Raw genomic sequence first — 23,431 nt, forward strand, 5'->3', positions numbered from 1 at the left:
CCGGGCACAGTACCCGCTGACCAGCACACCGGCAGCAGGGTTGGCGAGGCCGGATGGCCGGTCAAGCAATATTTCAACCCCGACGGCATTCGGGCCCGTTCGCTAGGCGGGCCTCCTGCTGAGGATCCGGGCGACCGACCACATGTCGGGCGCGGTGCGCAGGACTTCGGCGAGCTGTCCGCGGCCAGGTGAACCACCCCCGCCGAGCACTGGCCAACCCGCCGAGCGCCCCACTCGCACGCCGTGGCCGAATCCTCCACCACCAGAAGCGATTCCGGCGCTACACCTAGGTCCTCCGCCGCTCGCAGGTAAACCAGCGGCGCCGGCGCTTGGGCCGGATCACCTGGTCTCCGGCGACCACGCCCCGACGCGTAGCACGCTGCCCGGGCCGGGGGCGCCAGCGGCACCCCGGGTCCGACCGGGTCGAGGTAGGGGCCCGCGTTGCCGGGGCGTCCCTCGTGCAGCCAGAGGTTGGTCACGGTGGCGTTGGCGGTGATCTCGACGTGCGGACATTCGCGGTCTTCGGCGACGGCGGATCGTCCGTCGCGGTCATGGCCGGTGACGATCCTGCGGAATGCCCGCATTATCGGGCCTCCGTCCCTTTCCGCTGCCAGCGAATGTAACTTCCGAGCGATTCGCCGCCGATCTTCATCGGCGGAGTGTCGAGTTTCAGCGTGTCCTCGCCCTCGAAGACGCACGTTCTGGTGAGGTCGGTACCGACGAAATTCGGGAATGTCGCGATCTGCACGTGATGGACGACCGTCGCGGTTGGCTCGTCGACCTCGTAGGTACCGGCGTACGAGATGACCGAGCGGTACGCTTCGGCCCGTTCCTCTTGCGTGCCACCGTCGAGCGACCCGTCGGCGAAGGACGCTCGCTCGGCGAGCATGAGATTGGCGCTCATCGTTCCCTCTTCGGTGTAAATGAGTAGCCCCGTGCAGTCCGCGACCGGGCCAAGGGGCGGATCGATCGCCTCCTCGCCACGGAAAACCTTCCAGTCGATCATCCGCCAGCTGCCGAAAAGACGGGCGCGGACCGAGGTCATTGCCGGTGATCCTTTCATCTCGTCCGCCCGGTCACATCGGCGGCGCGATGAACAGGCCGCGGTCGACGTCGTTGTGCGAGCGGGCGGCGATGAACTCGTCCATCTCGTTCGCGGTGCCCCACTGGTCGGCGTTGGCGGGATCGGTCAGGTCGTAGATGTGCGGGTGCCAGGTGTCCTCGTCGATGACCTCGAGCTCGGTCGTGTACTCGACGGTATTCCCGGCGTGGTCGAGGAAGTAGCTGAACGAGTTGTCCCCGGCACGGTGTCGTCCCGGTCCCCAGAGGCGCTCGAAGCCAAGGCGGTGCAGGCGCCCGGTGCCACGCATGAACTCGTCGACGCCGCGCATCTCGAACGAGGCATGGTGGAAGGCGGCATGCGGACCGCGTACGAAGCCGAAGCTGTGGTGGAAGGTGTTGCACCGCAAGAACCACATGATCTCGCGGTCGCCGATGCGCATCGTGTCGGATAGCCGGAACCCGAGGTTTTCGACATACCAGCGGACGGTCACTTCTGGGGTGGGCGTGTTCATCAGCACGTGCGAAAGCCGTACCGGCACGGACTCGCGCTCCTCGATCTTGCGGTGCGCCCGGACCGCGACGTCCGCGGAGACCTCGACGACTCGCCCCTCGTTGTCGAAGAACCGGACGCCGTAGCCGCCGCCTGGGGTGTCCAGCACGCGGGGTTCGTGGACGAGCGTCACTCCTTGACCGATCAGCTGCTCGGTCAAGGCATCCACGTCGGCGGGGCTGGCGGAGCCGAACGCGATGAGGTCCGTGCGCTTCTGGTCGTCCTTGCGCAGCCGGACGACGTACAGCTCCGGTGAGCCCTCGGCGGCGAGAAAGGAAACCCCCGAGTCATTGGCCGTCTCCGTCAGCCCCCACGTCTCCTGGTAGAACGTGCGCTGTTCGGCGAAGTTCGGCATCGCGATGTCGACGTGCCGCAGGTGTGTGATCAGACCGGTGGCGGGCATATCAGTTCCCTTCTGTTGCTGGTCGGCCGAGCCGGTCGGTCAGCCAGTCGACGATGGTTGGCAGGACGGGGCCGGATCCCATGTGTCCGCCGGGAAAGAGCCGCGCGGTCTTCGGGTCACCGTGCTCGAGGGCGAGGTGGATGTCGGCGGAGGCGTTCTGCTGATCGTCCTTTCCGTTGACCAGCAGCAGCGGGCACGACTTCAGGTCCAGAATTCCCTGGTCCAGCAAGGAAAGTTCAGGGCAGCGCGCGACGTAGTCCGCGAAGGTGGCGCCACCGAAGATGCGAGCGCGGGCGGGCATGAGATCCATCAGGTAGGACGAGGCGTTCCGGGACTTCTCCTGCCATTCGGGCTGGAACGTCAGGTGCACCCCGCCGCCCCAGTTGACCGCGGCGGTGAGATGTTCGCGGTGCGTGTGCGCCAGTTTCATCGCCCAGTACCCGCCGAAGGACAGCCCGAGGGCCGCGACCCGATCCGCGTCGAGGTCGTTCCTGCTCCGCAGCCAGTCGAACACCGGATCCCACTGGCGTTCCGCGTCCGGACCGGCCAGCACCGGAGACTGCCCGACACCCGGCTTGTCGATGTGCACCGTGGCGAAACCACGTTCGCGCAGTAGCCGGCCGCGGGCGTAGCTCTCCTCTTTCCACACGTCGATTCCGCCCCACATCAGCACGATCGGTGACCTGGCCGCGCCGGAGCCGGGCGGCCGGGCCACCAGGAACGAAACGGAGTCGCCTTCGCCCGCACGGCCGTCGAACGGGACGCTGACCTGCTCGACGGGCGTGCTTTCCAGTTCGCAGACCCGGGCGAAGTAGGTCCGAGCCAGCTCGTATGCGGCCAGTTTGGCGGGATGGATGGGCGATGGGTATCGCCCGAGGAATGCGAACTGGTAGGCCTGCCACCAGTTCTCCAGCGCGGTGCCGCGGTCGCCGTCGACCTCGGCCCGCTCGGCCGCCGCCGCGAACTCCGCCGCGCCGCCGAGCCAGTGCTCCGCCCAACGAACCGGGTCGACGCCGGGAAGCGTCTCGATGTATCGGGAAGCCGCGGCCTCGCCGATGGCGTTGAACGGGTTGCGCCGCTGCGCGAGATGCGTGCGCAGCCACGACTTCGCCTCGGGCAGGGACGGGGCGGTTTCGTCGGACAACCGAACCTCCTCCTTCACGTCGGTCATGCCGGGAGCGCCATCCGTTGGTGGCACGCCTCGATGAGCGGATACGAATCGCGATGTCGTTGCTCCTGCTCCAGGCCTGCGATCGCGACCGATGTCTTCACCAAGACCGCGCACCGTTCCCGACGGCGGTCCATGAATGCCTTGAGAGCCTTCCGGGTGTCCTGGCAACGGTCCAACTCCTGCGCCAGGACCAGGCCGTCCTCGATGGCGAGTGCGGCCCCGCTGGCCATCTGCGGCGAGGGCGCGTGCGCGGCGTCGCCGATGACGATGCTGGTCCCGTCGGACCACGACGTGTCGACGAACGCGGTCTGCACGGGCCGTCGAATCACCGAATCGGACCGTGCGACCTGGGGACGAATCTCGGCGACACGTCCGGTGAACGGTGCCAGCAGATCTCCCATCCGCGGGGCGAGGTCGGCATCCGGGAGCACGTCCGGTCGAACCCCGTTCTCGGTGAGGAAGACGTATGCCTGGCTCGGGGAGATCGGCACGACTCCCGTCTGGTGGCCGGTACCGGCGAAGGTGTGGATGCTGGTGGCCCAGTCGGGACGCGGCACGAGGGCCCGCCACACCATCTGGCCGTGATGGCGAATCGGGGTAGGACGGCCGATAAGGTCACGAACGACGGAACGAATGCCGTCGGCACCCACGAGCAGGTCGACGGTTCGCACCGTTCCGTCGGTCAGCTCAGCACGTGCCTCACCGTCTCCCTGGTCCAGGCGGGAAACACTGAGTCCATAGTGGATCCGCGCACCGCGCCGCAGCGCCTCGGTGCGCAGGATTCGGTGCAGTTCTGGGCGCGCGATTCCCGCCATGGCCGGGCGATCCTGGCCGATCAGGCGCGGGAGCTCGATCGGGTTCGCCACCCCGTTCGCATCGACGTTGGTGATCACACTCATGCCGTATCCGGTGGCAAGGCACTGCTCGGCCAGCCCCAGGCCGTCGAGCGCACGAAGCGAAGGGCCGGTCAGGCTCAGCCCCCATCCGGCGGCGGCACCCTCGGCGCCCGTTTCGATGACCTCGACAAGCCATCCCCGTCGAGCCAGGGCGCTCGCTGTAGTCAATCCCGCGATGCCGGCACCGACGATCAGCGCGGAACGCGCGCCGTCACTGTTGTCCATAGGCCCTCCTTGCCGCTGTACTCGGCCAAGCTAGGTCGGCAGCCTCGGGTTCCCAGTCCGGTTCAGGCGGATGTTGTCCGGTTCCGGCAACGGTTCCGGAATTGGACACCGACGTCTGGAACCGGACAACGACCTGGTGGCCGCCGACCTAGCGTGTCCAGCACGGCGACCGGAGGTCCGAACCAGGAGGACGACACGTGCGCATCGGCAACCTTGCAGGACGGCTCACCCTGTTCACCGCGACCGACCCGGTCCGCGCGGTCGACGTCGAGAAGGCGTCGGCCGGCCGGTTCGGCTCGGACCCGCAGGCGGTGTTCGCGGTGTGGGAGGAGTTCCTCGGCTGGACGCGTGCCGCCGACCTGTCCGGCGCGACCGGGTTCGACCGAGCCGACCTCGGCGCCCCGGCGCCCGCCCCCGGCCAGGTTTTCGCGATCGGGCTCAACTATGCCGAGCACGTCGAGGAGTCCGAAATGGACTGTCCGGAGCGGTTCCCGTTGGTGTTCACCAAGTTCCGATCGGCCCTGTCCGGCCCGGTGACCACGGTGGTGCTGCCCGACTGCGGGCACACCGACTGGGAGGTCGAGTTGGTCGTGGTGATCGGCCGAGACGCGCGAGCCGTCGCCGCCGATGCCGCGTGGAGCCACGTCGCCGGGCTGACCGTCGGCCAGGACATCAGCGAGCGGATCGGACAGCTCGCCGGCCCCAGTCCGCAGTTCAGCCTCGGCAAGTCACATCCGGGCTTCGCGCCGCTGGGGCCGTGGCTGGCCACCGTGGACGAGTTCGACAACCCGGACGATCTCGCCCTCGGCTGCGAGATCAACGGCGAGCCCGTGCAGCACGGCCGGACCCGGAACCTGCTGTACGGGATCCCCGCGCTGATCGAGGGACTGTCCAAGGTCACCCCGCTGCGCGCAGGGGACATCGTGTTCACCGGCACTCCGTCTGGGGTCGGACTTGGGCGCAGGCCGCAGCGTTTCCTGCGCGATGGCGACGTTCTCACCAGTCATGTCGAGGGCATCGGGGAGCTGCGCCAGACCTTCACAGCGGGCTGAGCCCGGGAGTGCCACACAGCCACCGCCCAACCCGACGAGGAGAACCATGGCACTACACAGACTGGCGCGCGCGGTCATCGGCGTTCCGGACATCGTCGCGACCGGCGCCTACTACCGCGACTTCGGACTGGACCAGCTGTCCAACGACCCCCGCGGGCAGCGCTTCGGTACCCGGGGCGGTGGCGAGTAACTCGGCCTTGTCCCGAGCCCACGACGCAGGCTCGTCGAACTCACCGTCGGCGCCGACGACCGCGCTGGAACAGGTCGTTGAGGACGATCAGTCCTTTTCGTCTTGACTGGCCCGAATGGCTCCAGCCACCACCCCGACGTGCCCTGGGCTGAACTGTGCGTTCAGTCCAGCAGTTCCTGCGAGCGTTCCCACAGGCGGCGGTGCGGGGGGCGAGGGCGGCGAGTTCTGCCTGGTCGCTCCAGGTGAGGGCGATCTGGGAGACCAGGGCCATGATGTCGATCGGGTCCCAGGCCGCGTCGAGGAGGCCGTCCTGCTGCGCGCGGCGGATGCGCGCCAGCTTGCCGACGACGGCGTCGCGGTAGGGGCCGGGCTCGCCGTCGGCGGATTCGGCGGCGGGTAGTTCCATGCGACCCCAAGCGATGAAGCGGTGCTGTCACCGAGCTCTTTGCTCAGGAAGTCGCGAGTAACAAGGCCATGGTTGTTCCGGTGACCACGGCCAGCACCACGGGCGCCACGGCGTGGGAGCGGTGGCGCCGGTGCGCGAAGTCGCGGGTGCGGAGATGGAATCCCACTGCGCCGATCAACAGCAGCGTGAGACCGGCGGCGGCCGTGATGGCGAGCGGTTTGAGCCAGAGGCCGACCGCGAGCCCGAGCGCGCCTGCGATCTCCAGGGTGCCGATCGATCGGGTCATCGTCGAGCCGACGCCGAGCCTGAGCAGGTTGGCCGTCACGGGATCCCGTAGCAGGACCTTCTGGGCGCCGGCGAGCAGGAAGACGAGAGCGACCAGAGTGCTCAGCGCGTTGGCGGCAAACGACATGGTACGACCTTTCGCGGCAAATAGAACGAACATTCCTTTTTTAAGAGAGAGGCAGCAAGGTTGTCAAGTACGAATGTTCGTTCTACGTTGTGACCCCATGGCACGCATGCCCAAGGAGCACCTCGAAGCCCGCCGCCGCCAGATCCTGGACGCCGCCCGGCACTGCTTCATCCGCAACGGCTTCCATGCCACGTCCATGCAGGACGTGCTGACCGAGGCCGAGCTGTCGGCGGGGGCCGTCTACCGCTACTTCAAGAGCAAGGACGACATCATCGCGGCGACCGCCGTTGAGGCTCTCGCCGAGGTCGCGTCGGCGTTCGAGGCGGACGACGGCGCGCAGCCGCCGGATTTGGACAACATCGTCGATCTCGTGCTGGGGGTCGAGCACCCGCCGCTGTCCGGATCGCAGGAGTCGGCTCAGCTACTGGTCCAGGTCTGGTCGGAGGCGCTGCGATCGCCGTCGCTGGGCACGAAGCTGAAGGAGGTCATGGCGGAGGCCCGCGGCGTGGTCGGCGGCCTCGTGGCGCAGCATCAGCAGCGCGGGCTGCTTCCCGCCGACGTCCCTGCCGAGCACGTGGCCGATGTCCTGATGGCTCTGGTCGACGGGTTCCTGGTGCGCCGCGCGGTATACGGCCACGCGGATTCGGCGACCTTCAGGAACGGCATGCGAGCCCTGATGTCAGCGCCCGCGCAAGCCGCCCGATAGAGATGAACGTGCGCTCTTGACGACGATCGGAGGATCATGCTCTTCTAAAAAGAACGATCATTCGTTTTAAGAAGGTGGATTTGTGACTACGAAAGCGGACGTTCTCATCGTCGGCGCGGGGCCGACCGGCCTGGTGCTGGCCATCGACCTGGCACGGCGGGGAGTGATCCCACGGATCATCGACGCCGGGCGCGCGGACCACCGGGAGAGTCGAGCCGTGTCGATCGTGGCGAGATCGCTGGAAATGCTGGACGATCTCGGGCTGGCCCAAGCCGCCATCGAACGAGGCGTCCCGCTGCACACGCTGAACTTCTACCAGGGCACGACGACCCTGGCCGAGATGGACGTGACGGCCGTGGACTCCCCGTTCCCGCTGGACCTGTGCATCCCGCAGTGGCAGACGGTCACGCTGCTGCGCGAGCGCGCCGAGGAACTCGGAGTCACCATCGAATGGGGCACCCGCCTGGTCGGGCAGCAGGCCGGCGAGCACAGCGTCAGCGTGGAACTCGGCCACGGGGACGGCCGCGGCGAACGGTGCGAGACCCGCTGGCTGATCGGCGCCGACGGCGCCCACAGCACCGTGCGCGAGACGGCGGGCATCACCCGGGAGAGAGCCGACCTGAAGCGGGGGTTCATCCTGGGCGACGTCGCCGCGGACTGGCCGCTCACGCGCGACCGCTTCCATGTCTACTTCGGCAAGTCCGGCCTCGTGGCCGCCTTCCCCATGATCGGGGGCTACTGGCGCATCCTGGCCAGCACGCCGGACGACCGGCCGCCGCAGACCCCAGGGCTGGACGACTTCGCCGCCTACGTCGCCGAACGCACGCCCCTGGACTCTCGCGTACGCGATCTGCAGTGGAGTTCATCGTTCGTGGCCCGCGAGAGCCTGGCCCACCGGCTTCGCCAGGGCCGGATCCTCCTAGCCGGCGACGCCGCGCACAGCCACAGCCCGGTGGGCGGCCAGGGCATGAACACGGGCATGCAGGACGCCTACAACCTGGGCTGGAAACTCGCGCTCGTTGTCGCCGGGCGCGCTGAGGAGTCCCTCCTGGACAGCTATCAGGCCGAACGCTGGCCCGTGGTCAAGGCCGTGGTCGACGCAACCTCGGCCACCACAAAGGTCGCCACCGGCAGCACGCTGGTCGCCCGCAGAGCCAGGCGGCACACGCTGCGCCTGTTCGGCAGGCTCAACCCCGTGCAACAACGGCTGTCGAACGCCTTCGGCGAACACCTCGTCCACTACCGCGACAGTGACCTCGTCTTCGAACGCTGGCACGAGTCGCAAGCCAGGGCATGGAGTGACGTCGCCTGTACCGGACCGGAAGCCGGCGAGCTGGTACGGGACGCCTACGTCGAGAACCGTGAGGGGCCGGTGGCGCTTCGGCACCTCCTCCGGACGCCGGGCCACCACCTCGTCCTGTTCGCGGCGGACACGACGGACTCCGCCACCCTGGCCGCCTGGCAGGCCTCCGCACGCGAGGCAATGGCCGGGCACGGCGAGGTCCATGTCATCACCCGCGGCCACCTGCCGCACGACCCCATGGACGGGGTTTTCGCCGACCTGCGCAGCGAAGCGCACAACCGCTACGGCGTGCGCCGCCCCAGCCTGTACGTGATCCGGCCGGACAAGTACGTGGGCTACCGCGGCGACAACGTCGACTTCGCACCCGTGAACGACTACTTCCACGCCCTGGGCGCCCGCCCGTGACACCGCCTGTCAAGAAGAGGAGCTGGACAACCCCGTGACACAAGAACCGACCGTCCCCAAAAGCCTGACCGGAATCGGCGCGACCGCCTTGGGCGTGGCTCTCCTGCGCGCCCAGGAGAGCAGCCGACCGGACCGGCTGTTCGACGACCCCTACGCGCGGCACTTCCTCCAGGCCGTCGATCCGGCGTTCACCCCTTGGGCCGCCGGGCCTTCTCCGGCGACCGCACGTTTCCTGCAGGTCATGGCCGAGCAGGTCGCCGTCCGCACCCAGTTCCTCGATCGCGCGCTACTGGATGCCGCCGAACGAGGATGCGAGCAGGTGGTCCTGCTGGCGTGCGGCATGGATGCCCGCGCGTTCAGGCTCGCCTGGCCGCCCGGCACCAAGGTCTTCGAGCTGGACTTCGCCGACGTGCTCGCGTTCAAGGCGGCCGTGCTCGACGGCCGCGGCGCGACCGCCGCGCGCCACCGCGTCGAGGTCGCCACCGACCTGCGCCAGGACTGGCCGCGCGCGCTGGCGGAGTCCGGCTTCAACCCGGAGCGGCCGGCCGCCTGGCTGGCCGAGGGCATCCTGTACGCGCTGCCGCCCGAAGCCGCCGACCTGCTCCTCGACCGGATCACCACCCTCTCCGCCCCAGCAAGCATGCTCGCCCTGGATCACATGAAGGACTCCGAGCTGCTCCGCAGCGCCCGCGCGGACATCTCCGCCGAGCTCGTCGACCTGTGGCGCGGCGGCCCCACCGAGAACCTCAATGCCTGGCTTACCCGCCGCGGCTGGCAACCCACCGTGACGGACATCGCCGAGGCTGCGGCCGCCTGCGAACGCCCGATTCCACCCGCGTTCGATCCCGCCCGCGCCGACGCCGGCCGCGGCTGGCTGGCCACGGCACACCTCCCGAAACCTCGCTAAGAGGCCCTCGACGTGCCAACCATCGAGACCGAGTTCGCCCCTTGCGTCAACACCAACTGCCGCGTTCGGGCCCATCGCGCATCTCAAGCACGATCCTGATCTCCTTCGGACTGGCCCGACGCCGAGTCTCCGCCGAGGGGCAGCCGCTTGGTGACGTCCAGCCGTACCTCGCCGTAGGGCTGGACGTGCTGCTAGAACAGCGGGGTCAGCCCGCGGCGGTCGGCGGGCTTGAGCAACTGGGCCCATGCGGGTCGGCAAGGACGTCCTGGAGCCACGATCCTCGAGATCCGTCCAGGCGTCGGCGGCTCGATCCGCTCCTCGCACAGATGCTTGAGCAGCTCCTCCCGGACCCGCTCGGCGTGCGCGACGTTCTCGGCCAGCCACACCGTCAGCTTCGTCGCGTCCGCCGTCGTGCAGGTGCGAAAGCCCAGGTGCGTGCGGATCTGATGCCGGTGGTACTCGATCGTGGAGCGGACCACTCGTAGAAGCCCAGTTCTGAGGCAGGCACCTGCACCTGCTTGGCCACATGCTTCACCACGTCGTCCGGCAGCTCCGAGCGACCGCGCGGGAACCGGCCGTGCTGCGTGTAGAACTTCAGCAAGATCGCGAAGCCGAGCCGCGTGGCGTCGCGTTTCCGGCGATGAGGTCGCGCTCTTCGTCCAGGATTGTCCAGTGCTCGACCAGCTCGTCGATGTGTATCGGGGGGTGTTTCATGACCAGCCAGCATTGATCAGGCAAGTCACAGCAAGATCAACGCCGTTTGGGGCTCATGACACGTTTCTTACCGGCACCCCTACTACGCCGGCTACTTCGCCCGGACCGGCGTCTCGATGATCCTCTACCGCCCGGACTTCCACGTCTTCGGCGCCGCCGAGGCCAGCGGCGCGGTGGGCCGGGTCGTCGACGCGCTCGACCGGGCGATCGGTGGGCCGGCGCGGATCGCGGCCGCTTCGTGAACGAGACCCCGAGCTGGAAGGCCGCGGCGGAGGCGCACAAGGGGCGATGCCGGTGCAACGTCTCGTCGGCAACGGCATGGATTTCGCCGACGTCAGCGAGCTCTACCGGCTCGTCGACACCGGACGGCCGTGGGACGAGGCCGCCGAGGAGCTGGGCGAGCAAAACCTGGCCCGCGCGGATGCCGCGCTCGCCGAGGGGCACACCGCGACCGCACGCGACTGGTACCTGTTCGCCTCGGCCTGCTTCCGGGTCGGGCAGGTCCCGCTCGCCGACACCGAGCCGCGCAAGCGGGAGCTGTACCGCAAGCTGATCGCCGCCTTCGGTGCCGCGGGCGCATTGGCCGAGCCGGTCACCGAGCACCTGGACGTGGACACCCCGGCCGGGGTCGTGTCGGGCTGGCTGCTGCGCCCTACCGAGGCCCAGAACCCGCCCACCGTGGTGATCGTCGGCGGGTTCGACGGATGGCGGGAGGAGTACCACATCGGTGCCACGTATCTGCTCGACCGCGGAATCGCCGCGTTCCTTGCCGATGGTCCCGGCCAAGGGGAAAGCAGGCTGTTCCATGGCAGCCGGATGACCCCGGACGTGGACAAGGCGTTCGGGACTGTCGCGGAGACCCTGCGTGTCGACGGCCGGCTCGGCGACCGGGTAGGGATCTGGGGGAACAGCATGGGCGGGTTCCTCGCGGGGCTGGCCGCGAGCGCGGGCGAGGGGTTCGCGGCCTGCTGCGTCAACGGCGGCACCGTCCGTCCCGCCGAGATTTTGGACCGGTACCCGAGGTTCACCGCGAAGGTGCGGCCACTGCTCGGGATCGACGACCCCGAGCAGGCTCGGGTGGCGATGGAGCGCTACCGGCTCACCCCGGAGCGCCTGGCCTGCCTACGGGTCCCCTTGCTGGTCCTGCACGGTAGGCCCGACCGAATGTTCCTCATCGAGAACGCCCACACGCTGTTCGACGCCGCGGGATCGCCCGACAAGCGCTGGGCCGAGTGGCCTGACGGCGACCATTGCGTCTACAACCATTCGCACGAGAAGCACGTGCTCGTCGCGGACTGGTTCGCCGACCGACTCTCCGCCTCGATGGCCGGTGCTCCGTCACCTCGATCGGTAGCATCATCGTCCCGCCTACCAAAGAGGTGAGCAGTGTTGTCGAGTCCCCTCCGTGATTTCGTCATCACGAAGTCCGGCAATCCGGTGAACCTGCTCCACTCGGCGGCCCGGCTCTTCGGCGGGGCGGTCACCACCAGCCCCCTCGGCCCCCTCTCCGACGGTGAGCACGAGGTACGCGGTGTCGCGGCCGCGGACTTCGCCGTTGGCTACTTCGCCTCCTCGTTGGCGGTGCGGGTCGGCACGGCGCCCGGCAGGGACTCGTACTTCGTCAACCTGGGCCTGGCCGGTGAGATCTCCGCGAGCCGTGGCGGCCGGCAAGTCGTCCTCAGCCGGGCAAGGGCCGGGGTGTTCAATCCGGGCGACGCCCAGGAACTTCGCCCGAACCGGCCGGGGACGAGATTCCTGGGTCTGCGGATCGACGCCGGACTCGTCCGGCGAGAACTCGCGGCGCTCACCGGGCGCCCGACCGGTTCCGCCGTGCGTTTCGACCTTCCGCTCGACCTGTCCGAACCGCGGGGCAGGGCGGTAAAGCTGCTGATCGGGTCATTGATCGAGCAACTCGACTCCGGCGATCCGCTGTTCCAGCGGGAGGAACTGCAACGGAGCCAGTTGCGCTGCATCGTGACCGCGCTGCTGCTGGCCCAGTCACACACCCATACCGCCACGCTGCGCGGCGTCCCCGGGACGCCGCATCCCAGAGCGCTGCGTGCAGCCGTCGCCTTCGTCGAAGCCAACCTGCCGGAACCGATCTCCCTCGGCCAGATCGCGGATGCAGCCGGTTGCAGCGCACGGACGATCAGCAGCGCGTTCCGGGAGAAACTCGGGACATCTCCGATGGGTTACGTCCGCAACCTCCGGCTGGACCGGATACGCCACGACATACTGTCGACCGATGACCGGATCGGAGAAATAGCGTATCGCTGGGGCATAACCCATCTTGGCCGATTCGCAGACGAGTACCGTTCGCGGTTCGGCGAGCTTCCGTCGACCACCGCCGCCCGGAGGTAGCCTCCACAGTCCTGGGGCCCCTAAGCCGCCTTCAGCGCGGCGGGTCGTGGGTTGGATCAGGAGTGATCCGTTCAACATGGAAGCGGAAAACCAACGTCGGCTCGACGCCATTCTCGCCGCCAGCCCACAACTAGCCGCGCTGGCTGGTCATGTCAGGGCCTTCGCCACCATGATGTGCGGCCTCCGCGGCCACGAGCTGGAGGGCTGGATGGCCGCCGTCGACGCCGACGAGGCGCGTCCTGCTCAGCGACTGAGCCCCCGGGCCAGATTCACGGAGCTATTGTCAATACCTGTGGATCAAGATGGTTAGGCGGCGGTTGAAGTGGTTCGCTCGTCGGGTCGTTCGACCAGTTTGCCGTTGACGAATGTCGCGCCGGAGCGCACCAGCGCGTCCAGGTGAGGCGCGTTCACCGCCCGCCAGCGGGCCCGGAACCGCGCGGCCACCACACACCGGGCCTGGCGGGCTTGCGGACCTTGCTGCCGGCCCCGGTGCGCACGATGAGCGCGTTCGCAAGTGGCCCGGCTACTCGGTTCTGCGGAGGGTTCGCGAGCTCCTGATGGTCACGTGGCTGTCTCAGAACGCGGCCACAGGTTCGCGCGCCACGGCCGAGGTTGAGAAGAGAGTCCAGGCCCTGCGTACGGGAGCGTCGCGACGCGACTGGGCACCGTTCTAGGTGTGATGTCTCACGTGGCCGGTGCCTGAGGCGACCGCCGGTCTGCCTAGGATCCGGTCCATGGCACTGGAATGGGAACAGATCATCGTCGACTCCGCCGACCCAGTCGCTCTCGGGCGCTGGTGGGCCGAGGCTCTCGGCTGGGTTGTGGTCGACGAATCCGAGGAGATCATCGAGATCCGGCCTGAGCCGGACCGGATGCCGGGCCTGCTCTTCGTGCCTGTCCCCGAGGGCAAGACGTCGAAGAACCGGCTCCACCCCGACTTCCGCCCTGACGACCAAGAGGCCGAGGTTGCCCGGCTGCTCTCCCTCGGTGCCCGGCGCGTCGACACCGTGAAGGACGGGCAGCACTGGGTGACCCTCTTCGACCCGGAGGGCAACGAGTTCTGCGTCCTGAGTGACCGGAAAAGCTGAGCGGGGACCGGCGTCATGCGGCGGTGTCCTCGTCGCGCTCGATCAGCAGACCGCGTTCGAAGCGGGTTCCGGCGCGCACGAGTGCGACCAGGTGGGGGGCGTTGACCGCGCGCCAGCGGGCCTGGGCCGACTCGATCAGCTTGAACGCCATCGCCAACCCAGCCGTGCGCGAGCCGGGTCCCTTGGTGACCTTCGTCCGGTGCCGCACGGTGGCGAAGGTGGACTCGATCGGGTTGGTCGTGCGTAGGTGGATCCAGTGCTCAGCCGGATAGTCGTAGAACGCCAGCAACTCGTCGACATCATCGGTGATCTTCGCGACGGCCTTGGGGAATTTCGCGCCGTAGGCGGCACCGAAGGCTGTCACCGCGTTCAGGGCATGCCGGCGATCCTCGGCGTTCCAGATCTCCGCCAGCGCCTTCTTCGTCCCCGGATGCGCCGACTTCGGCAGCGCGGCCAGCACATTGGCGATCTTGTGAAACCAGCACCGCTGCTCCCGTGTCACCGGGAAGACCTCCCGTAACGCGCCCCAGAACCCGAGCGCCCCGTCACCGACGGCCAGCGCCGGCGCGACCATGCCCCGCCGACGGCAGTCGCGCAGCAGATCCGCCCACGACTCGGTCGACTCCCGGTAGCCGTCGGCCAGCGCGACAAGCTCCTTGCGGCCATCGGCGCGCACGCCGATCATCACCAACAAGCAGAGTTTGTGCTCCTCCAAGCGGATGTTGACGTGGATGCCGTCCGCCCACAAATACACATAGTCCACACCGGACAGATCCCGATCGGCGAACGTGCGTTGCTCGGCCTTCCACTGCTCGGTCAGCTTCGTGATCACCGGACCGGACAGGCCCTTCGCGCTGCCCAGGAACTGGCCCAGTGCGGGCACGAAGTCACCGCTGGACAGGCCGTGCAGGTACAGCAGGGGCAGCACCTCGGTGATCTTCGGGGTCTTGCGCGCCCACGCCGGCAGGATCGACGAGGCGAACCGACGCCGTGCGCCCGTCTCGGGGTCCATCCGGCGGTCGTTGACCCGCGGCGCGGTCACCTCCACCGCACCCGCGCTGGTCAGCACCTCCCGAGGCTGGTGGTAGCCGTTGCGCACGACCAAGCGGTGGCCATGCTCATCTCGCTCGTCGGCGAACGCGGCGATGTAAGCGTCGACCTCGGCGCGCAGGGCTTCGGCCAGCATCCGGCGCGCGCCTTCACGGACGATCTGATCGATCAACGACGCCTCACCCGCAGTTGGCTGGTCGTCGTCGGATGCGGGGCCGGGGACTACGGTGAGCATGGGCGTGCCTTCCCAACCGACGCGCCAACGTCGGCTTGTTTGAGACCTCTACTCGATCACCGGGAAGGTACGCCCTTCACCGGCCGATCCACAGGTCTCAAGCATTGCTCGATTCACCGAAACCTTGCCACAAGCAAACCCAGCCGGCTTACCTTGACTGTCTTCATTGGACACTTGTGAATTTAATCGATAGTTGGCCGTTGTCAACGCTTTCTGACCACGCAAGTCGCCGTAGACGATTTGCGGTCTCAGCCAGTCAGGCTCGAGTCGGTCGCGTTGGCGCCGATACGGCAGTTGCGGCAGCGGCCTTGCCCGCACGAATTCTGGTTAGCCGGGTTCGAGTTTCTGCGCCACAGCGCAGGCAGCGGCATCGCCAGGCGGCGGCGCCAGGATGCGTCAGTGGTGTAACGCGTCATCCAAGACGGAGGCGATGTCTGGGTGCCAGCTCTCGAAACCCGCTTCGGTCAGGCGGGTAGGGACGACCCGCAAGCTGCCCAGGACCTCGGGACCCACTTGACCCATCGCTACCCGCAGCAATCCAGTAGGCACACGCAGCAATGCTTGCTTGCCGATCGCGCTCGCTAACGCGTGGGTGAATGCCCGGCTTCGGATCGGGTTGGGCACGGCGATGTTGTAAGGCCCTTCAGCTCCTGGACGGGCCATGAGAAACCGGATCGCGCGGACCGCGTCGGCGAGTGATACGTAGCTCCAGAACTCGCTCCCGCTACCCAAGGTGGCCCCCAGTCCCACTCGGAACATGGGCAGCAGCCTGGGCAGGAATCCACCGTAACGGGAGACCACCAGGCCAAGTCGCAAGTGACATACGGCGATTCCCGCAGCACTCGCCGGGCTGGTCGCCTCCTCCCAGGCGCGCGTGACCGTGGGAAGGAAACCGTCCGCCACACCACTCGCGGACTCGCCCAGCACCTCGTCACCACGGTCGACGCCGTAAAACCGAATGCCGGAAGCCGAGATCATCACCCGAGGTGGTCGATGCGCCGCCGCTGCCGCGACCGCAAGCATGTGAGCACTATCGATCCGGCTGCGCAGTAGCAGGGACTTGTACCCTCGTGTCCAACGCTGCCCACCCAGAGGTGCACCGGCCAGATTGACGATGACCTCGGCTCCCGCGACCCATGCCGAACTGGGCTCGGCAACTGGGTCCCACCGCACTTCATCCGGCGACGCCGGCTGCCGCCGCACAAGCCTTCGGACCGTGTGGCCATCGCTTTCCAGTGATCGGCGCAGTGCCGTACCAATCAACCCGCTGGCTCCCGCCATGACCACGAGCATCACGCCACCATCCTCACGCTAGCGGCCAACGCGACGACAAACGCGGCGCTGACCAGCCCCAACATGATCCACGCCTGCCACCGCAGCCGCTGGCGGAACCCCGCCAACTCGTTGACGGAGGCGAAGACCCGTGCAGGCCAATGCCGCCACGAAACGTTGCAGAACACCGCCCCGGCAGCCGCGTACAGCACGGCGACGGCGCCGTAGGCGACCACCCGCTGCGGCACGAGAGCGGCAAGGCCGGAGTCGGTCAGTAGGAGGGTGCAGATCACGCCCGCTACCGGCCACCGGTTCCCGCTCGCCAACTCAAGCAGGAAATCCTCACGCTGATGCTCGTCGGGAAAGAACCGCGCCACCCGCGGCTGAACCACCACGAGGCTGTACACCATCGATCCCAGCCACACAGCGGCGAGGGTCAGATGAACCAGAACAAGGATCACGGCGAACGTTCCCACGGAGGTGGACATTCTTGAAGACTAATCATTCGTCCGATCTCGCGTAGCCGGTTGCCCCAGACTGAAGAATCCCGATGACACCGAAGTCGTCACGGACCCGCCGTATCAGGGGGAGTGTTTTTCGGCCCGGGTGGGCGAGCGGTACAAGTCGGTGTCGGTTTCGATCGGGGCGCTTCGCGAGGTCACCGGCCATGAACGCCAACTGGCCGCCTCCGGGCCATCCCTGAACCGGGGCCGACCACGTAGTCGCCCCGACTGAAGCCTCCCGTCGAGTACCTCGACCAAACCCGGCCGGGAATCGGTCGTACCGCCATCCAACAGGTAGCCACGGGGAGCGCGTTCTGTTGGCGGCAGGCAGTGCTCGATGTCGGCCCTCCCCAGGGCTTTAGTTCAGAGAATTCTTCACCTGGTCGGCAACCGATCCATTGGTCCGCGCCGCAGCCGTCCGCGTGTGTCTCGCCAATCAGCACGGCACAGTCCGGGCACGACGGCCTTGCACCGTGGGCTTCGTCGATGTTGCCATCCGCTCACTGCGGGAAAGCGTGATCGTGCCGTGCGTGTCAGCCTCTCTGCCCTACCTGGCGTCGCCGACCGAGTGGCCGGCTAGGTCTGACATTCTTGGCCAACTGAAATCACACGGACCTCGCACGACCCCAGGTAGAGGCATTCGCCATGGCCAACTATCGATGACAGTCACAACACTCCCCCGCTACAGCAGGAACGTGCAGCTTCAGAATCCGTCCCGCCATCCGAGGCTGACCACCAGTCCCTCACCGTCGGCACTCCTGCCAGCGAGTGCATCGCCGTCACCAGCCGAGCACTACTCGGATAGCGCAGTGCTCCGGGCGTGGCTCGCGGCGGCGTAACGGGGGCGCCATCCAACTGTGGTCGTCCGTGGCTTCGTCGAGAATTTCCTGCCGCCAGGAGCAGAAGACCGGAAACCACTGCATGAGACCGGATCCGGCTGCGGTTGGCCCACTACGGTCAACGCTGAAATCCTGGCGTGCGCTGCTATTCCTGGGGCTTTCACGTGGGGTGTTGTGACGTTGGGTTGAAATGAGTGGAAGTGCCTGTCCGATCCCACTGTCTCGCGGCTGATCGATCTGCTGGCCACCGATGCCGAGAGGGCGTGGGCATCGCTGGTGCGCGGGCGGCGGCTCGGGCCCAGCTGCGGGGCCATGCCGGGGTCCCGTGACTGGACCGCCAGGTCGTCATCGATGTGGACGCGACGTTGATCGAGGCCTACTCGGACAAGGAATCGGCGGCCAAGACCGTAAGAAGGGGTTCGGGGGAATGCGGAGAGCAGGCGTCCACGCGGCGAGCTTGTCGAGGTCACTTGGCGGTTTTGCGCCACGTTCCGGTCTGCCGAACTGAGCCTGCGTCATATCCAGCCGCCGAGTTCAAAAATGTTCAATCTGGGAATATTGGCAATAGACCGAGTTGACCTCGTTACCGACTGGCAATGAAATGTGATCGGTATCACAAATTAGCTTGTTGCAGTAGATTATTGACCACCATATTGTCCCGTTCGTGAACAAATTACTCAGGGCGGCCGCGATCGCCTCGACCCTTGCAATCGGTACATTCGCAGGAGTCAGCGTCGCTGCCGCCGCCCCGAACATGACGACCACCGCGACCGTCGCTTCTGTGCAGGCGACCGGGCTGCCCGACAACACCTGGTGGGGTGTGCCGAACGGCGTAACCGAAGCCGCGTACAACCTCTACGTTCCCGGTTACCAGTTCGGCTGCAATGGCGATCAGCGCCACAAGGGCCTCGACATCTCAGCCCCCACCGGAACCAACATCCACGCTTGGGGATCGGGCCAGGTCGTAGGCACCGGTTATGACGCCGGCGGATATCACCGCTGGATCCAGGTCTACTTCCCGTCGATCGACATGACGATGACCATGGGCCACCTGCTGGACGGTTCCCAGCTGCCGGTTGGCCGCACCTTCGAAGAAGGCGATGTGTGGGCGCAGGTCGGGACGACGGCGGACGGACTCACCTTCCCGCACGTCCATTACCGCGCGTCGCACGGCAACTGGGGCGCCTCGCCCATCGGCCCCTGCGACGATGTGGACCCGTTCGTGGTGTGGTCCTCTTTGGGCTTGCCCGCCTGATCCACATCCCCCAGTGCGCCGCCAGGCGTGTGCCGCTGCCGACGACGATCAGCAGCTCCGAAGTGGAACTGGAGTCTCTGTTTTCTCCTGCGACCCCGGAGCAATTCGTCATCGCGGCCGGCTTGTTCTTGCAGTCCGTTCTTTTCGAAAGGTGACGACGTGGTGAACCGGAAAAATTCATTCAGGAGAATTGTCGGCGCTGTCGCGCCGGTGTTCATGGGCGCAACGTTCATGTTAGGGAGTGCGACGCCGGCTTCGGCCGCGGACGACTACGCACTGCCGTATCCCGCTGGTGAGTCGTACGTGGTGACCCAGGGGCCGGAGGGCACCTACTCGCACGTTGGCCCGTACAACGAGTACGCCTGGGACTTCGGTCTTCCCGCCAACTACGAGGTGTCAGCTGCCCAGGGCGGGATCATCCTCGCGTCGGACTGGTCGCCGTACTGGCAGAACGGCATCGAGGTCATCATCCAGCACCCGAACGGCCAGTGCACCCACTACGCGCACCTCAACAAGGCGATCTACAACACCGGCGACCAGGTTCCGCAGGGGCGGGTCATCGGCTTGTCGGGGAGCACTGGAGCGTCGTCTGCTCCACACCTGCACTTCCAGGTGATCGACTGCAACACCCGCGTAGGCGTTCCCGCCATATTGCAGGGGCAGACGCCCGGCACCGGTACGTCGCCGGTGAGCGTGAACCCCCGATCCTGACCAGCTGAACGCGGACGCGATCCTGTTGCACCTCCTTGCGGCTCAACAGGGTCGGAACTGAACGAGCACGCAACGGCGGGGGTTGATCTCGGGATCTCGAACGAGGTCAACCCCCGCCGTTGCGTGGAGGCGTCAATCGGAAGGTCGACGCAGGCTCGTCGAGCGGCGCTGTCCTTTTCGGGCCGGATGCATGGAGTTGCCTGTCCTGGTCGAGAATGCGGTCATCCGGTTTGACCTGGTCGATCGTGACGTCCGATGACCCGCGATCGTGTCTGTTCGTCTGGTCTATCGGCTCATCGTTCAGGTGCCGTCCTGGCTTGCCCTGTTCGCTCGGTCGTCGGCGTCGAAGGACGCGGAGAAACTCGCATAGCGGCACGAGGTGGCTGTGCTGCGACGGAACAACCCGAGGCCCCGCCCGTCCTGGCCGGATTGCGCGGAACACCGCCAACCCCACCCGAAGTCCACAGTGGATCCGCCATGTCCGCGTTAGGGCCACTCCGACGGTGCGGAGTTCGGTCGCCGAGCAGTGGCGGAGGGCCAAGAGTGGGTGAACATCACCGTGCGCACCACGCTGCCGCGTCCGTCGCCGCGGGAATCATCGAACACGGCGGGGCCGAGGTGGGGCGGATGCCCGGTTGGGCCCATCGGCCAACCGGCACCTATGACGCGCGGAGCGTCTCCTCCTGCAAGGAATCCCTACATGTTCGGTTCACCGTTGCGGCTCCGGAACCGGGTGAACGTAATCTTGGCCCTGCAAGAAACCGGCTAGGCCATTCTGGCCTTGTTTGTCAGGAGAGTTGCATATGAAGATGCGGCGTTCCCTTATCGCTGCTGCTCTGACCGTCGGCGCCGCCGTGGTTTCCATTCCGCTGACCGTCGGCGCCGCTTCCGCGGCTGGCTGGGAGACCGTCGGCGGCGGACCCGCGGTGTATTCCTCGATGGACCAGTGCAATGCGGAGGCAGCGCAGCTCAAGGCCGACGGCACCTACAAGGACGCCAGGTGCTACACCGACAGCAAGGGCTGGATCTACCTGGAGGTGCTGAGCTGACACCCGGCTCGCATTGGGGGCAGGGGCGAAGCTATTACCTCGCAATACCCCCGTCACGAACGCGATAGTCTTGGACCCGCGTCCCGGACACAATGCTGCCCCGGTGTGCTGACTCCGGGGCAGCATTGTGTCCGCCGTGGGCACGGGTGGTGGCGCGGTCACGACCGCGGGCGCGTGCGGAGGCGTACCGGGATTCCGGCTGGCGCTGAGCCGCACGGTCGACTCGGTCGGAATCAGCTTGTTCGCACTGGTCCCGATGCTCCTGGTGCTGCTGTCCGCGTGCCCCTGGGAAGGCGAGCGGGCGGGGCTACCGCGATCCGCCAAGCCATCACCGGCAACCTCTGGCGACCACCCATCCAACACCCGCCTGACGACACCGCCAACCCCACCCAAAGTCCACAGTGGGCCCGCCATGTCCGCGTAGGGCTACGTGAATACTCACCCGAAGCTCCTTCCCCAGGCCTGAAGACGTCGTGATGAAGGAATAGACCCAAGTTGGGCAAGCTGGCATCTCGGAAGCGAAACCGATGCTCGGGAGTGCGGACATGATGACAAACGATCACAGTACGGTGCTCGCCACCATGGTCTTCAACCTGGTAGTCCCGGCAGGAGTGGTCGCGCCGGTTGGCGTGGAACTGCGGTACGACAGCCGCAATCCGTACGAGATCTGCATGAAGCTCAACGTGGGTAAGGCCGGTCAGGTGGATTGGGTGATCGCCCGCGACCTGCTGGCCGACGGGCTGGTCGCCGAGGCAGGCGAAGGCGACGTCCGAATCGGCCCTCGACTGGACTTTCCGAGGTTGATCGTGATCGCGTTGAGCTCGCCGTCAGGGCAGGCCACCTTCGAAGTGAATGCTGATCAGCTTGTGGAGTTCTTGAACGACACTTACGACGCGGTCGCACCCGGTGACGAACACCGGTGGATGAGCGTCGACGAAGCGCTGAGCCGGCTGCTCCCGCACAACCTGTAGTGCCCAGTTCGCTCTGGGCGCGGGCCTGGGCCAACAGCTCGACCAGACGCCGGTCGGGATCCTCGCCGTCGTGGTGCAAGGCATCAATCCGGCACACCGCGTACTCGTCGGATGCGACTTCCCACTGGTCACCGCCTCCGCCGCCGACGGTGCCCGCGGTGGACACCAGGAGGTCGTACTTGGGGTAGGAATACTGGTGACCTCGCGGCGCAGCTGATCGACCAGGCCCGCCGCCAAGGCGTCACCTGGGACGAGCTCGCCCCGCCCTGGCGGTCGCCGACCGCCGCGGCGCCTACTCCCTCGCCCAACGACTCGAACTCGCCCACGAGGCGCGCAGCGTGTGACCGAGGAAGGGGCCCCGGCGATCTCTCGGCCCGCTCGCCGGGTCGTTCAACTACTGACCCGATTTCAGCCTGACCACGCACTGCGCAGAAGGTCTCCCTCGAACCGGCGACGGTCAGGGCGAGCGACCGATCACTGCGCAGTACCGACATCGGGCTGCGCGCGTCCGCCAGTGGGATCGGCTCTCCCAAGTCCTTGCTGAGCCTGATCGCGGCTCGATCCAGCGGGCGAGGCGGGTCCGTCGACGAGAGGCCCGCTGCACGCAGGCGTGCGAGTAGTACCGGCGCACCGACCCCGAGGGGAGCGGTGCGTGGCGGACCGCGCAGCGCCGCGTCGACTCCGGCATGGCACCAGTACACGCCCGCGGCCCGCCCGGAAGCCTGTCGGGTTCCAAAAGTTGGCCGCGGCCGTGACCTGCACTGATCGGCACACAGCGGCGATCCAGGAATGATCGCGCGCCGTGTCGTTGCGCCTGCTCCACCTGATTTCATCCGGCTTGCGGGCTGGCTGGTCTGAAGCGGATCTATGTGCCGTTCGTGTTGGAAATGCACAACCGCTCCGTGCACATCCTCGGCACGACCACGAAACCGGACGGAGCGTGGACCACACAGCAGGCCCGCAATCTTCTGATGGACCTCGGCGACCGGGCCGCTGAGTTCAGGTTTCTCAATCCGAGATAGGGCCGGTCAGTTCACGGCGTCGTTCGACGCGGTCCTGGCTGACGCCGGCATCCGTGTCGGGAAGATTCCTCCCGGCTGCCCCCGAGCGAACTGCTTCGCCGAGAGGTTCGTGCTCACCGCTAGAACCGAACTCACCGATCGCATGCCGATCTTCGGTGAACGACACTTGCGAACCGTGCTGGCCCAGTACATCCGGCACTACAACGGTCGGCGACCGCAGATCAGACCCACCGGCCGAGTTTTGGAACCCGACACGCACCTGAAGGCAGGCGTACTGATCGCAACAACCTGATGATCCGCATTGGCCGGCAGATCGTCATCGAGTACCAGGCCCACATCTCCGCGCGATCAGTGCAAAGCGCCCAGCACGCACCAAAACCACCCACGCGGGCGAACAGCAACGGCTCCCACAACGCGACCCCATTTCGCCACGAAACCGATCCTCCCAAAAATGCCGAAAAATCGAGACGGCACCCATCAGGACGATCATCCAAGATCCACACCGGGGCACGAAAATCAAGCTGACCTGCACTTACGTGCCAGTCAGCGGGCTTCCGCCAACGTCGGGCTGACAGGATTTGAACTTGCGATCCCTTGGCCCCCAGATATGTCCACAAGAGACACTGATCGCGAGAACCCAGAAACCGCAGCACAAATCGGTGCAGATCGCTGA

Annotated in this window: 23 protein-coding genes and 2 pseudogenes; 14 read left to right on the forward strand and 11 right to left on the reverse strand. The window is 67.0% G+C overall.

Translation table 11 applies throughout. The features are described from left to right. Positions 1-583 precede the first annotated feature (583 nt). The 4 genes from AB0I53_RS28885 to AB0I53_RS28900 are packed head-to-tail and all read right to left on the reverse strand — an operon-like array spanning position 584 to position 4,307. Positions 584-1,045: a lipocalin-like domain-containing protein gene (locus AB0I53_RS28885; RefSeq protein ID WP_358609572.1), complete on the reverse strand. Its 462-nt coding sequence runs from the start codon at positions 1,043-1,045 to the stop codon at positions 584-586. A gap of 31 nt (positions 1,046-1,076) precedes the next feature. Continuing rightward, positions 1,077-2,015, reverse strand: coding sequence for a VOC family protein (locus AB0I53_RS28890; protein WP_358609575.1), 939 nt, complete (start codon positions 2,013-2,015; stop codon positions 1,077-1,079). Between the two features lies 1 nt (position 2,016). After that, the gene (locus AB0I53_RS28895) at positions 2,017-3,186 is read right to left on the reverse strand and encodes an alpha/beta fold hydrolase (protein ID WP_358609578.1); all 1,170 of its coding nucleotides are present in this window, start codon (positions 3,184-3,186) and stop codon (positions 2,017-2,019) included. After that, the gene (locus tag AB0I53_RS28900) at positions 3,183-4,307 is read right to left on the reverse strand and encodes an FAD-dependent monooxygenase (RefSeq protein ID WP_358609581.1); all 1,125 of its coding nucleotides are present in this window, start codon (positions 4,305-4,307) and stop codon (positions 3,183-3,185) included. Before AB0I53_RS28900 ends, AB0I53_RS28895 begins: the two co-directional genes overlap by 4 nt. A gap of 197 nt (positions 4,308-4,504) precedes the next feature. Here AB0I53_RS28900 and AB0I53_RS28905 point away from each other — a divergent pair, with 197 nt between their 5' ends. Both AB0I53_RS28905 and AB0I53_RS28910 read left to right on the forward strand, forming a co-directional pair. Beyond that, complete coding sequence (locus AB0I53_RS28905) at positions 4,505-5,359, forward strand: fumarylacetoacetate hydrolase family protein (RefSeq protein WP_358609584.1); 855 nt, start codon at positions 4,505-4,507, stop codon at positions 5,357-5,359. 46 nt (positions 5,360-5,405) lie between these two features. Then, positions 5,406-5,549 carry a hypothetical protein gene (locus tag AB0I53_RS28910; protein ID WP_358609587.1) on the forward strand — a complete coding sequence of 48 codons (144 nt, stop codon included), beginning with the start codon at positions 5,406-5,408 and terminating at the stop codon, positions 5,547-5,549. Between the two features lie 40 nt (positions 5,550-5,589). Here the strand turns inward: AB0I53_RS28910 and AB0I53_RS28915 are convergent, their stop codons facing one another. Together AB0I53_RS28915 and AB0I53_RS28920 are read right to left on the reverse strand one after the other, a co-directional pair. Next, positions 5,590-5,970, reverse strand: coding sequence for a hypothetical protein (locus tag AB0I53_RS28915; RefSeq protein ID WP_358609723.1), 381 nt, complete (start codon positions 5,968-5,970; stop codon positions 5,590-5,592). A gap of 28 nt (positions 5,971-5,998) precedes the next feature. Continuing rightward, positions 5,999-6,367 carry a DoxX family protein gene (locus tag AB0I53_RS28920; protein WP_358609590.1) on the reverse strand — a complete coding sequence of 123 codons (369 nt, stop codon included), beginning with the start codon at positions 6,365-6,367 and terminating at the stop codon, positions 5,999-6,001. Positions 6,368-6,464: 97 nt separating this feature from the next. Between AB0I53_RS28920 and AB0I53_RS28925 the strand changes: the two genes are divergently transcribed. The 3 genes from AB0I53_RS28925 to AB0I53_RS28935 all read left to right on the forward strand — a co-directional run bounded on the left by AB0I53_RS28925 (position 6,465) and on the right by AB0I53_RS28935 (position 9,688). After that, positions 6,465-7,073, forward strand: a complete 609-nt coding sequence (locus AB0I53_RS28925) for a TetR/AcrR family transcriptional regulator (RefSeq protein WP_358609593.1) — start codon at positions 6,465-6,467, stop codon at positions 7,071-7,073. A gap of 82 nt (positions 7,074-7,155) precedes the next feature. Next, a complete protein-coding gene (locus tag AB0I53_RS28930) occupies positions 7,156-8,781 on the forward strand; it encodes an FAD-dependent monooxygenase (protein ID WP_358609596.1) in 1,626 nt (541 codons plus the stop codon). 34 nt (positions 8,782-8,815) lie between these two features. Beyond that, positions 8,816-9,688 (forward strand): SAM-dependent methyltransferase, encoded by an 873-nt coding sequence (locus AB0I53_RS28935; protein ID WP_358609599.1) that lies wholly within the window; start codon positions 8,816-8,818, stop codon positions 9,686-9,688. A 191-nt stretch (positions 9,689-9,879) separates the two neighbouring features. Here AB0I53_RS28935 and AB0I53_RS28940 read toward each other — a convergent pair. After that, a pseudogene (locus AB0I53_RS28940) lies at positions 9,880-10,415 on the reverse strand (DUF4158 domain-containing protein). A 103-nt stretch (positions 10,416-10,518) separates the two neighbouring features. Between AB0I53_RS28940 and AB0I53_RS28945 the strand changes: the two are divergent. From AB0I53_RS28945 to AB0I53_RS28955, 3 genes are read left to right on the forward strand one after another with little or no spacing between them, the layout of a single operon-like run. Beyond that, the gene (locus AB0I53_RS28945) at positions 10,519-10,644 is read left to right on the forward strand and encodes a hypothetical protein (RefSeq protein ID WP_358609603.1); all 126 of its coding nucleotides are present in this window, start codon (positions 10,519-10,521) and stop codon (positions 10,642-10,644) included. A 46-nt stretch (positions 10,645-10,690) separates the two neighbouring features. Further along, positions 10,691-11,785 (forward strand): prolyl oligopeptidase family serine peptidase, encoded by a 1,095-nt coding sequence (locus tag AB0I53_RS28950; protein WP_358609606.1) that lies wholly within the window; start codon positions 10,691-10,693, stop codon positions 11,783-11,785. 3 nt (positions 11,786-11,788) lie between these two features. Next, the gene (locus AB0I53_RS28955; RefSeq protein WP_358609609.1) at positions 11,789-12,763 is read left to right on the forward strand and encodes an AraC family transcriptional regulator; all 975 of its coding nucleotides are present in this window, start codon (positions 11,789-11,791) and stop codon (positions 12,761-12,763) included. 306 nt (positions 12,764-13,069) lie between these two features. Here the strand turns inward: AB0I53_RS28955 and AB0I53_RS28960 are convergent. Beyond that, positions 13,070-13,250, reverse strand: a pseudogene (locus tag AB0I53_RS28960) (IS256 family transposase); the annotation flags it as partial. Between the two features lie 247 nt (positions 13,251-13,497). Here AB0I53_RS28960 and AB0I53_RS28965 point away from each other — a divergent pair. Then, complete coding sequence (locus AB0I53_RS28965) at positions 13,498-13,851, forward strand: VOC family protein (RefSeq protein ID WP_192772849.1); 354 nt, start codon at positions 13,498-13,500, stop codon at positions 13,849-13,851. 13 nt (positions 13,852-13,864) lie between these two features. Here the strand turns inward: AB0I53_RS28965 and AB0I53_RS28970 are convergent, their stop codons facing one another. From AB0I53_RS28970 to AB0I53_RS28980, 3 genes are all read right to left on the reverse strand, one after another. Next, the gene (locus AB0I53_RS28970; RefSeq protein WP_358609612.1) at positions 13,865-15,136 is read right to left on the reverse strand and encodes an IS256 family transposase; all 1,272 of its coding nucleotides are present in this window, start codon (positions 15,134-15,136) and stop codon (positions 13,865-13,867) included. A gap of 396 nt (positions 15,137-15,532) precedes the next feature. After that, positions 15,533-16,429 (reverse strand): TIGR01777 family oxidoreductase, encoded by an 897-nt coding sequence (locus tag AB0I53_RS28975; RefSeq protein ID WP_358609726.1) that lies wholly within the window; start codon positions 16,427-16,429, stop codon positions 15,533-15,535. Beyond that, complete coding sequence (locus tag AB0I53_RS28980; protein WP_358609615.1) at positions 16,429-16,896, reverse strand: hypothetical protein; 468 nt, start codon at positions 16,894-16,896, stop codon at positions 16,429-16,431. The genes AB0I53_RS28975 and AB0I53_RS28980 overlap by 1 nt, the downstream gene beginning before the upstream one ends. 1,635 nt (positions 16,897-18,531) lie before the next feature. Between AB0I53_RS28980 and AB0I53_RS28985 the strand changes: the two genes are divergently transcribed. From AB0I53_RS28985 to AB0I53_RS29005, 5 genes are all read left to right on the forward strand, one after another. Continuing rightward, a complete protein-coding gene (locus tag AB0I53_RS28985) occupies positions 18,532-19,005 on the forward strand; it encodes a peptidoglycan DD-metalloendopeptidase family protein (protein WP_358609618.1) in 474 nt (157 codons plus the stop codon). Between the two features lie 231 nt (positions 19,006-19,236). Continuing rightward, the gene (locus AB0I53_RS28990; protein ID WP_358609621.1) at positions 19,237-19,716 is read left to right on the forward strand and encodes a M23 family metallopeptidase; all 480 of its coding nucleotides are present in this window, start codon (positions 19,237-19,239) and stop codon (positions 19,714-19,716) included. Between the two features lie 809 nt (positions 19,717-20,525). After that, positions 20,526-20,765, forward strand: a complete 240-nt coding sequence (locus AB0I53_RS28995) for a hypothetical protein (protein ID WP_358609624.1) — start codon at positions 20,526-20,528, stop codon at positions 20,763-20,765. Between the two features lie 545 nt (positions 20,766-21,310). Then, positions 21,311-21,736 carry an SsgA family sporulation/cell division regulator gene (locus AB0I53_RS29000; RefSeq protein WP_358609627.1) on the forward strand — a complete coding sequence of 142 codons (426 nt, stop codon included), beginning with the start codon at positions 21,311-21,313 and terminating at the stop codon, positions 21,734-21,736. 1,086 nt (positions 21,737-22,822) lie between these two features. After that, positions 22,823-23,050 carry an integrase core domain-containing protein gene (locus AB0I53_RS29005; RefSeq protein WP_358609729.1) on the forward strand — a complete coding sequence of 76 codons (228 nt, stop codon included), beginning with the start codon at positions 22,823-22,825 and terminating at the stop codon, positions 23,048-23,050. The last annotated feature ends 381 nt before the right edge of the window (positions 23,051-23,431 follow it).

The sequence above is a fragment of the Saccharopolyspora sp. NPDC050389 genome, from assembly GCF_040655595.1.
In the GTDB taxonomy this organism is placed as follows: Bacteria; Actinomycetota; Actinomycetes; order Mycobacteriales; family Pseudonocardiaceae; genus Saccharopolyspora.

What these genes read in the sequence shown, in the direction of transcription:
- AB0I53_RS28945 (WP_358609603.1), top strand. Translation starts at nt 10,519, where the DNA reads ATGATCCTCTACCGCCCGGACTTCCACGTCTTCGGCGCCGCCGAGGCC.
- AB0I53_RS28950 (WP_358609606.1), top strand. Translation starts at nt 10,691, where the DNA reads ATGCCGGTGCAACGTCTCGTCGGCAACGGCATGGATTTCGCCGACGTC.
- AB0I53_RS28970 (WP_358609612.1), bottom strand. Translation starts at nt 15,136, where the DNA reads ATGCTCACCGTAGTCCCCGGCCCCGCATCCGACGACGACCAGCCAACT.
- AB0I53_RS28925 (WP_358609593.1), top strand. Translation starts at nt 6,465, where the DNA reads ATGGCACGCATGCCCAAGGAGCACCTCGAAGCCCGCCGCCGCCAGATC.
- AB0I53_RS29000 (WP_358609627.1), top strand. Translation starts at nt 21,311, where the DNA reads ATGATGACAAACGATCACAGTACGGTGCTCGCCACCATGGTCTTCAAC.
- AB0I53_RS28910 (WP_358609587.1), top strand. Translation starts at nt 5,406, where the DNA reads ATGGCACTACACAGACTGGCGCGCGCGGTCATCGGCGTTCCGGACATC.
- AB0I53_RS28885 (WP_358609572.1), bottom strand. Translation starts at nt 1,045, where the DNA reads ATGACCTCGGTCCGCGCCCGTCTTTTCGGCAGCTGGCGGATGATCGAC.
- AB0I53_RS28890 (WP_358609575.1), bottom strand. Translation starts at nt 2,015, where the DNA reads ATGCCCGCCACCGGTCTGATCACACACCTGCGGCACGTCGACATCGCG.
- AB0I53_RS28980 (WP_358609615.1), bottom strand. Translation starts at nt 16,896, where the DNA reads ATGTCCACCTCCGTGGGAACGTTCGCCGTGATCCTTGTTCTGGTTCAT.
- AB0I53_RS28965 (WP_192772849.1), top strand. Translation starts at nt 13,498, where the DNA reads ATGGCACTGGAATGGGAACAGATCATCGTCGACTCCGCCGACCCAGTC.
- AB0I53_RS28920 (WP_358609590.1), bottom strand. Translation starts at nt 6,367, where the DNA reads ATGTCGTTTGCCGCCAACGCGCTGAGCACTCTGGTCGCTCTCGTCTTC.
- AB0I53_RS28895 (WP_358609578.1), bottom strand. Translation starts at nt 3,186, where the DNA reads ATGACCGACGTGAAGGAGGAGGTTCGGTTGTCCGACGAAACCGCCCCG.
- AB0I53_RS28990 (WP_358609621.1), top strand. Translation starts at nt 19,237, where the DNA reads ATGTTAGGGAGTGCGACGCCGGCTTCGGCCGCGGACGACTACGCACTG.
- AB0I53_RS28975 (WP_358609726.1), bottom strand. Translation starts at nt 16,429, where the DNA reads ATGCTCGTGGTCATGGCGGGAGCCAGCGGGTTGATTGGTACGGCACTG.
- AB0I53_RS28995 (WP_358609624.1), top strand. Translation starts at nt 20,526, where the DNA reads ATGCGGCGTTCCCTTATCGCTGCTGCTCTGACCGTCGGCGCCGCCGTG.
- AB0I53_RS28900 (WP_358609581.1), bottom strand. Translation starts at nt 4,307, where the DNA reads ATGGACAACAGTGACGGCGCGCGTTCCGCGCTGATCGTCGGTGCCGGC.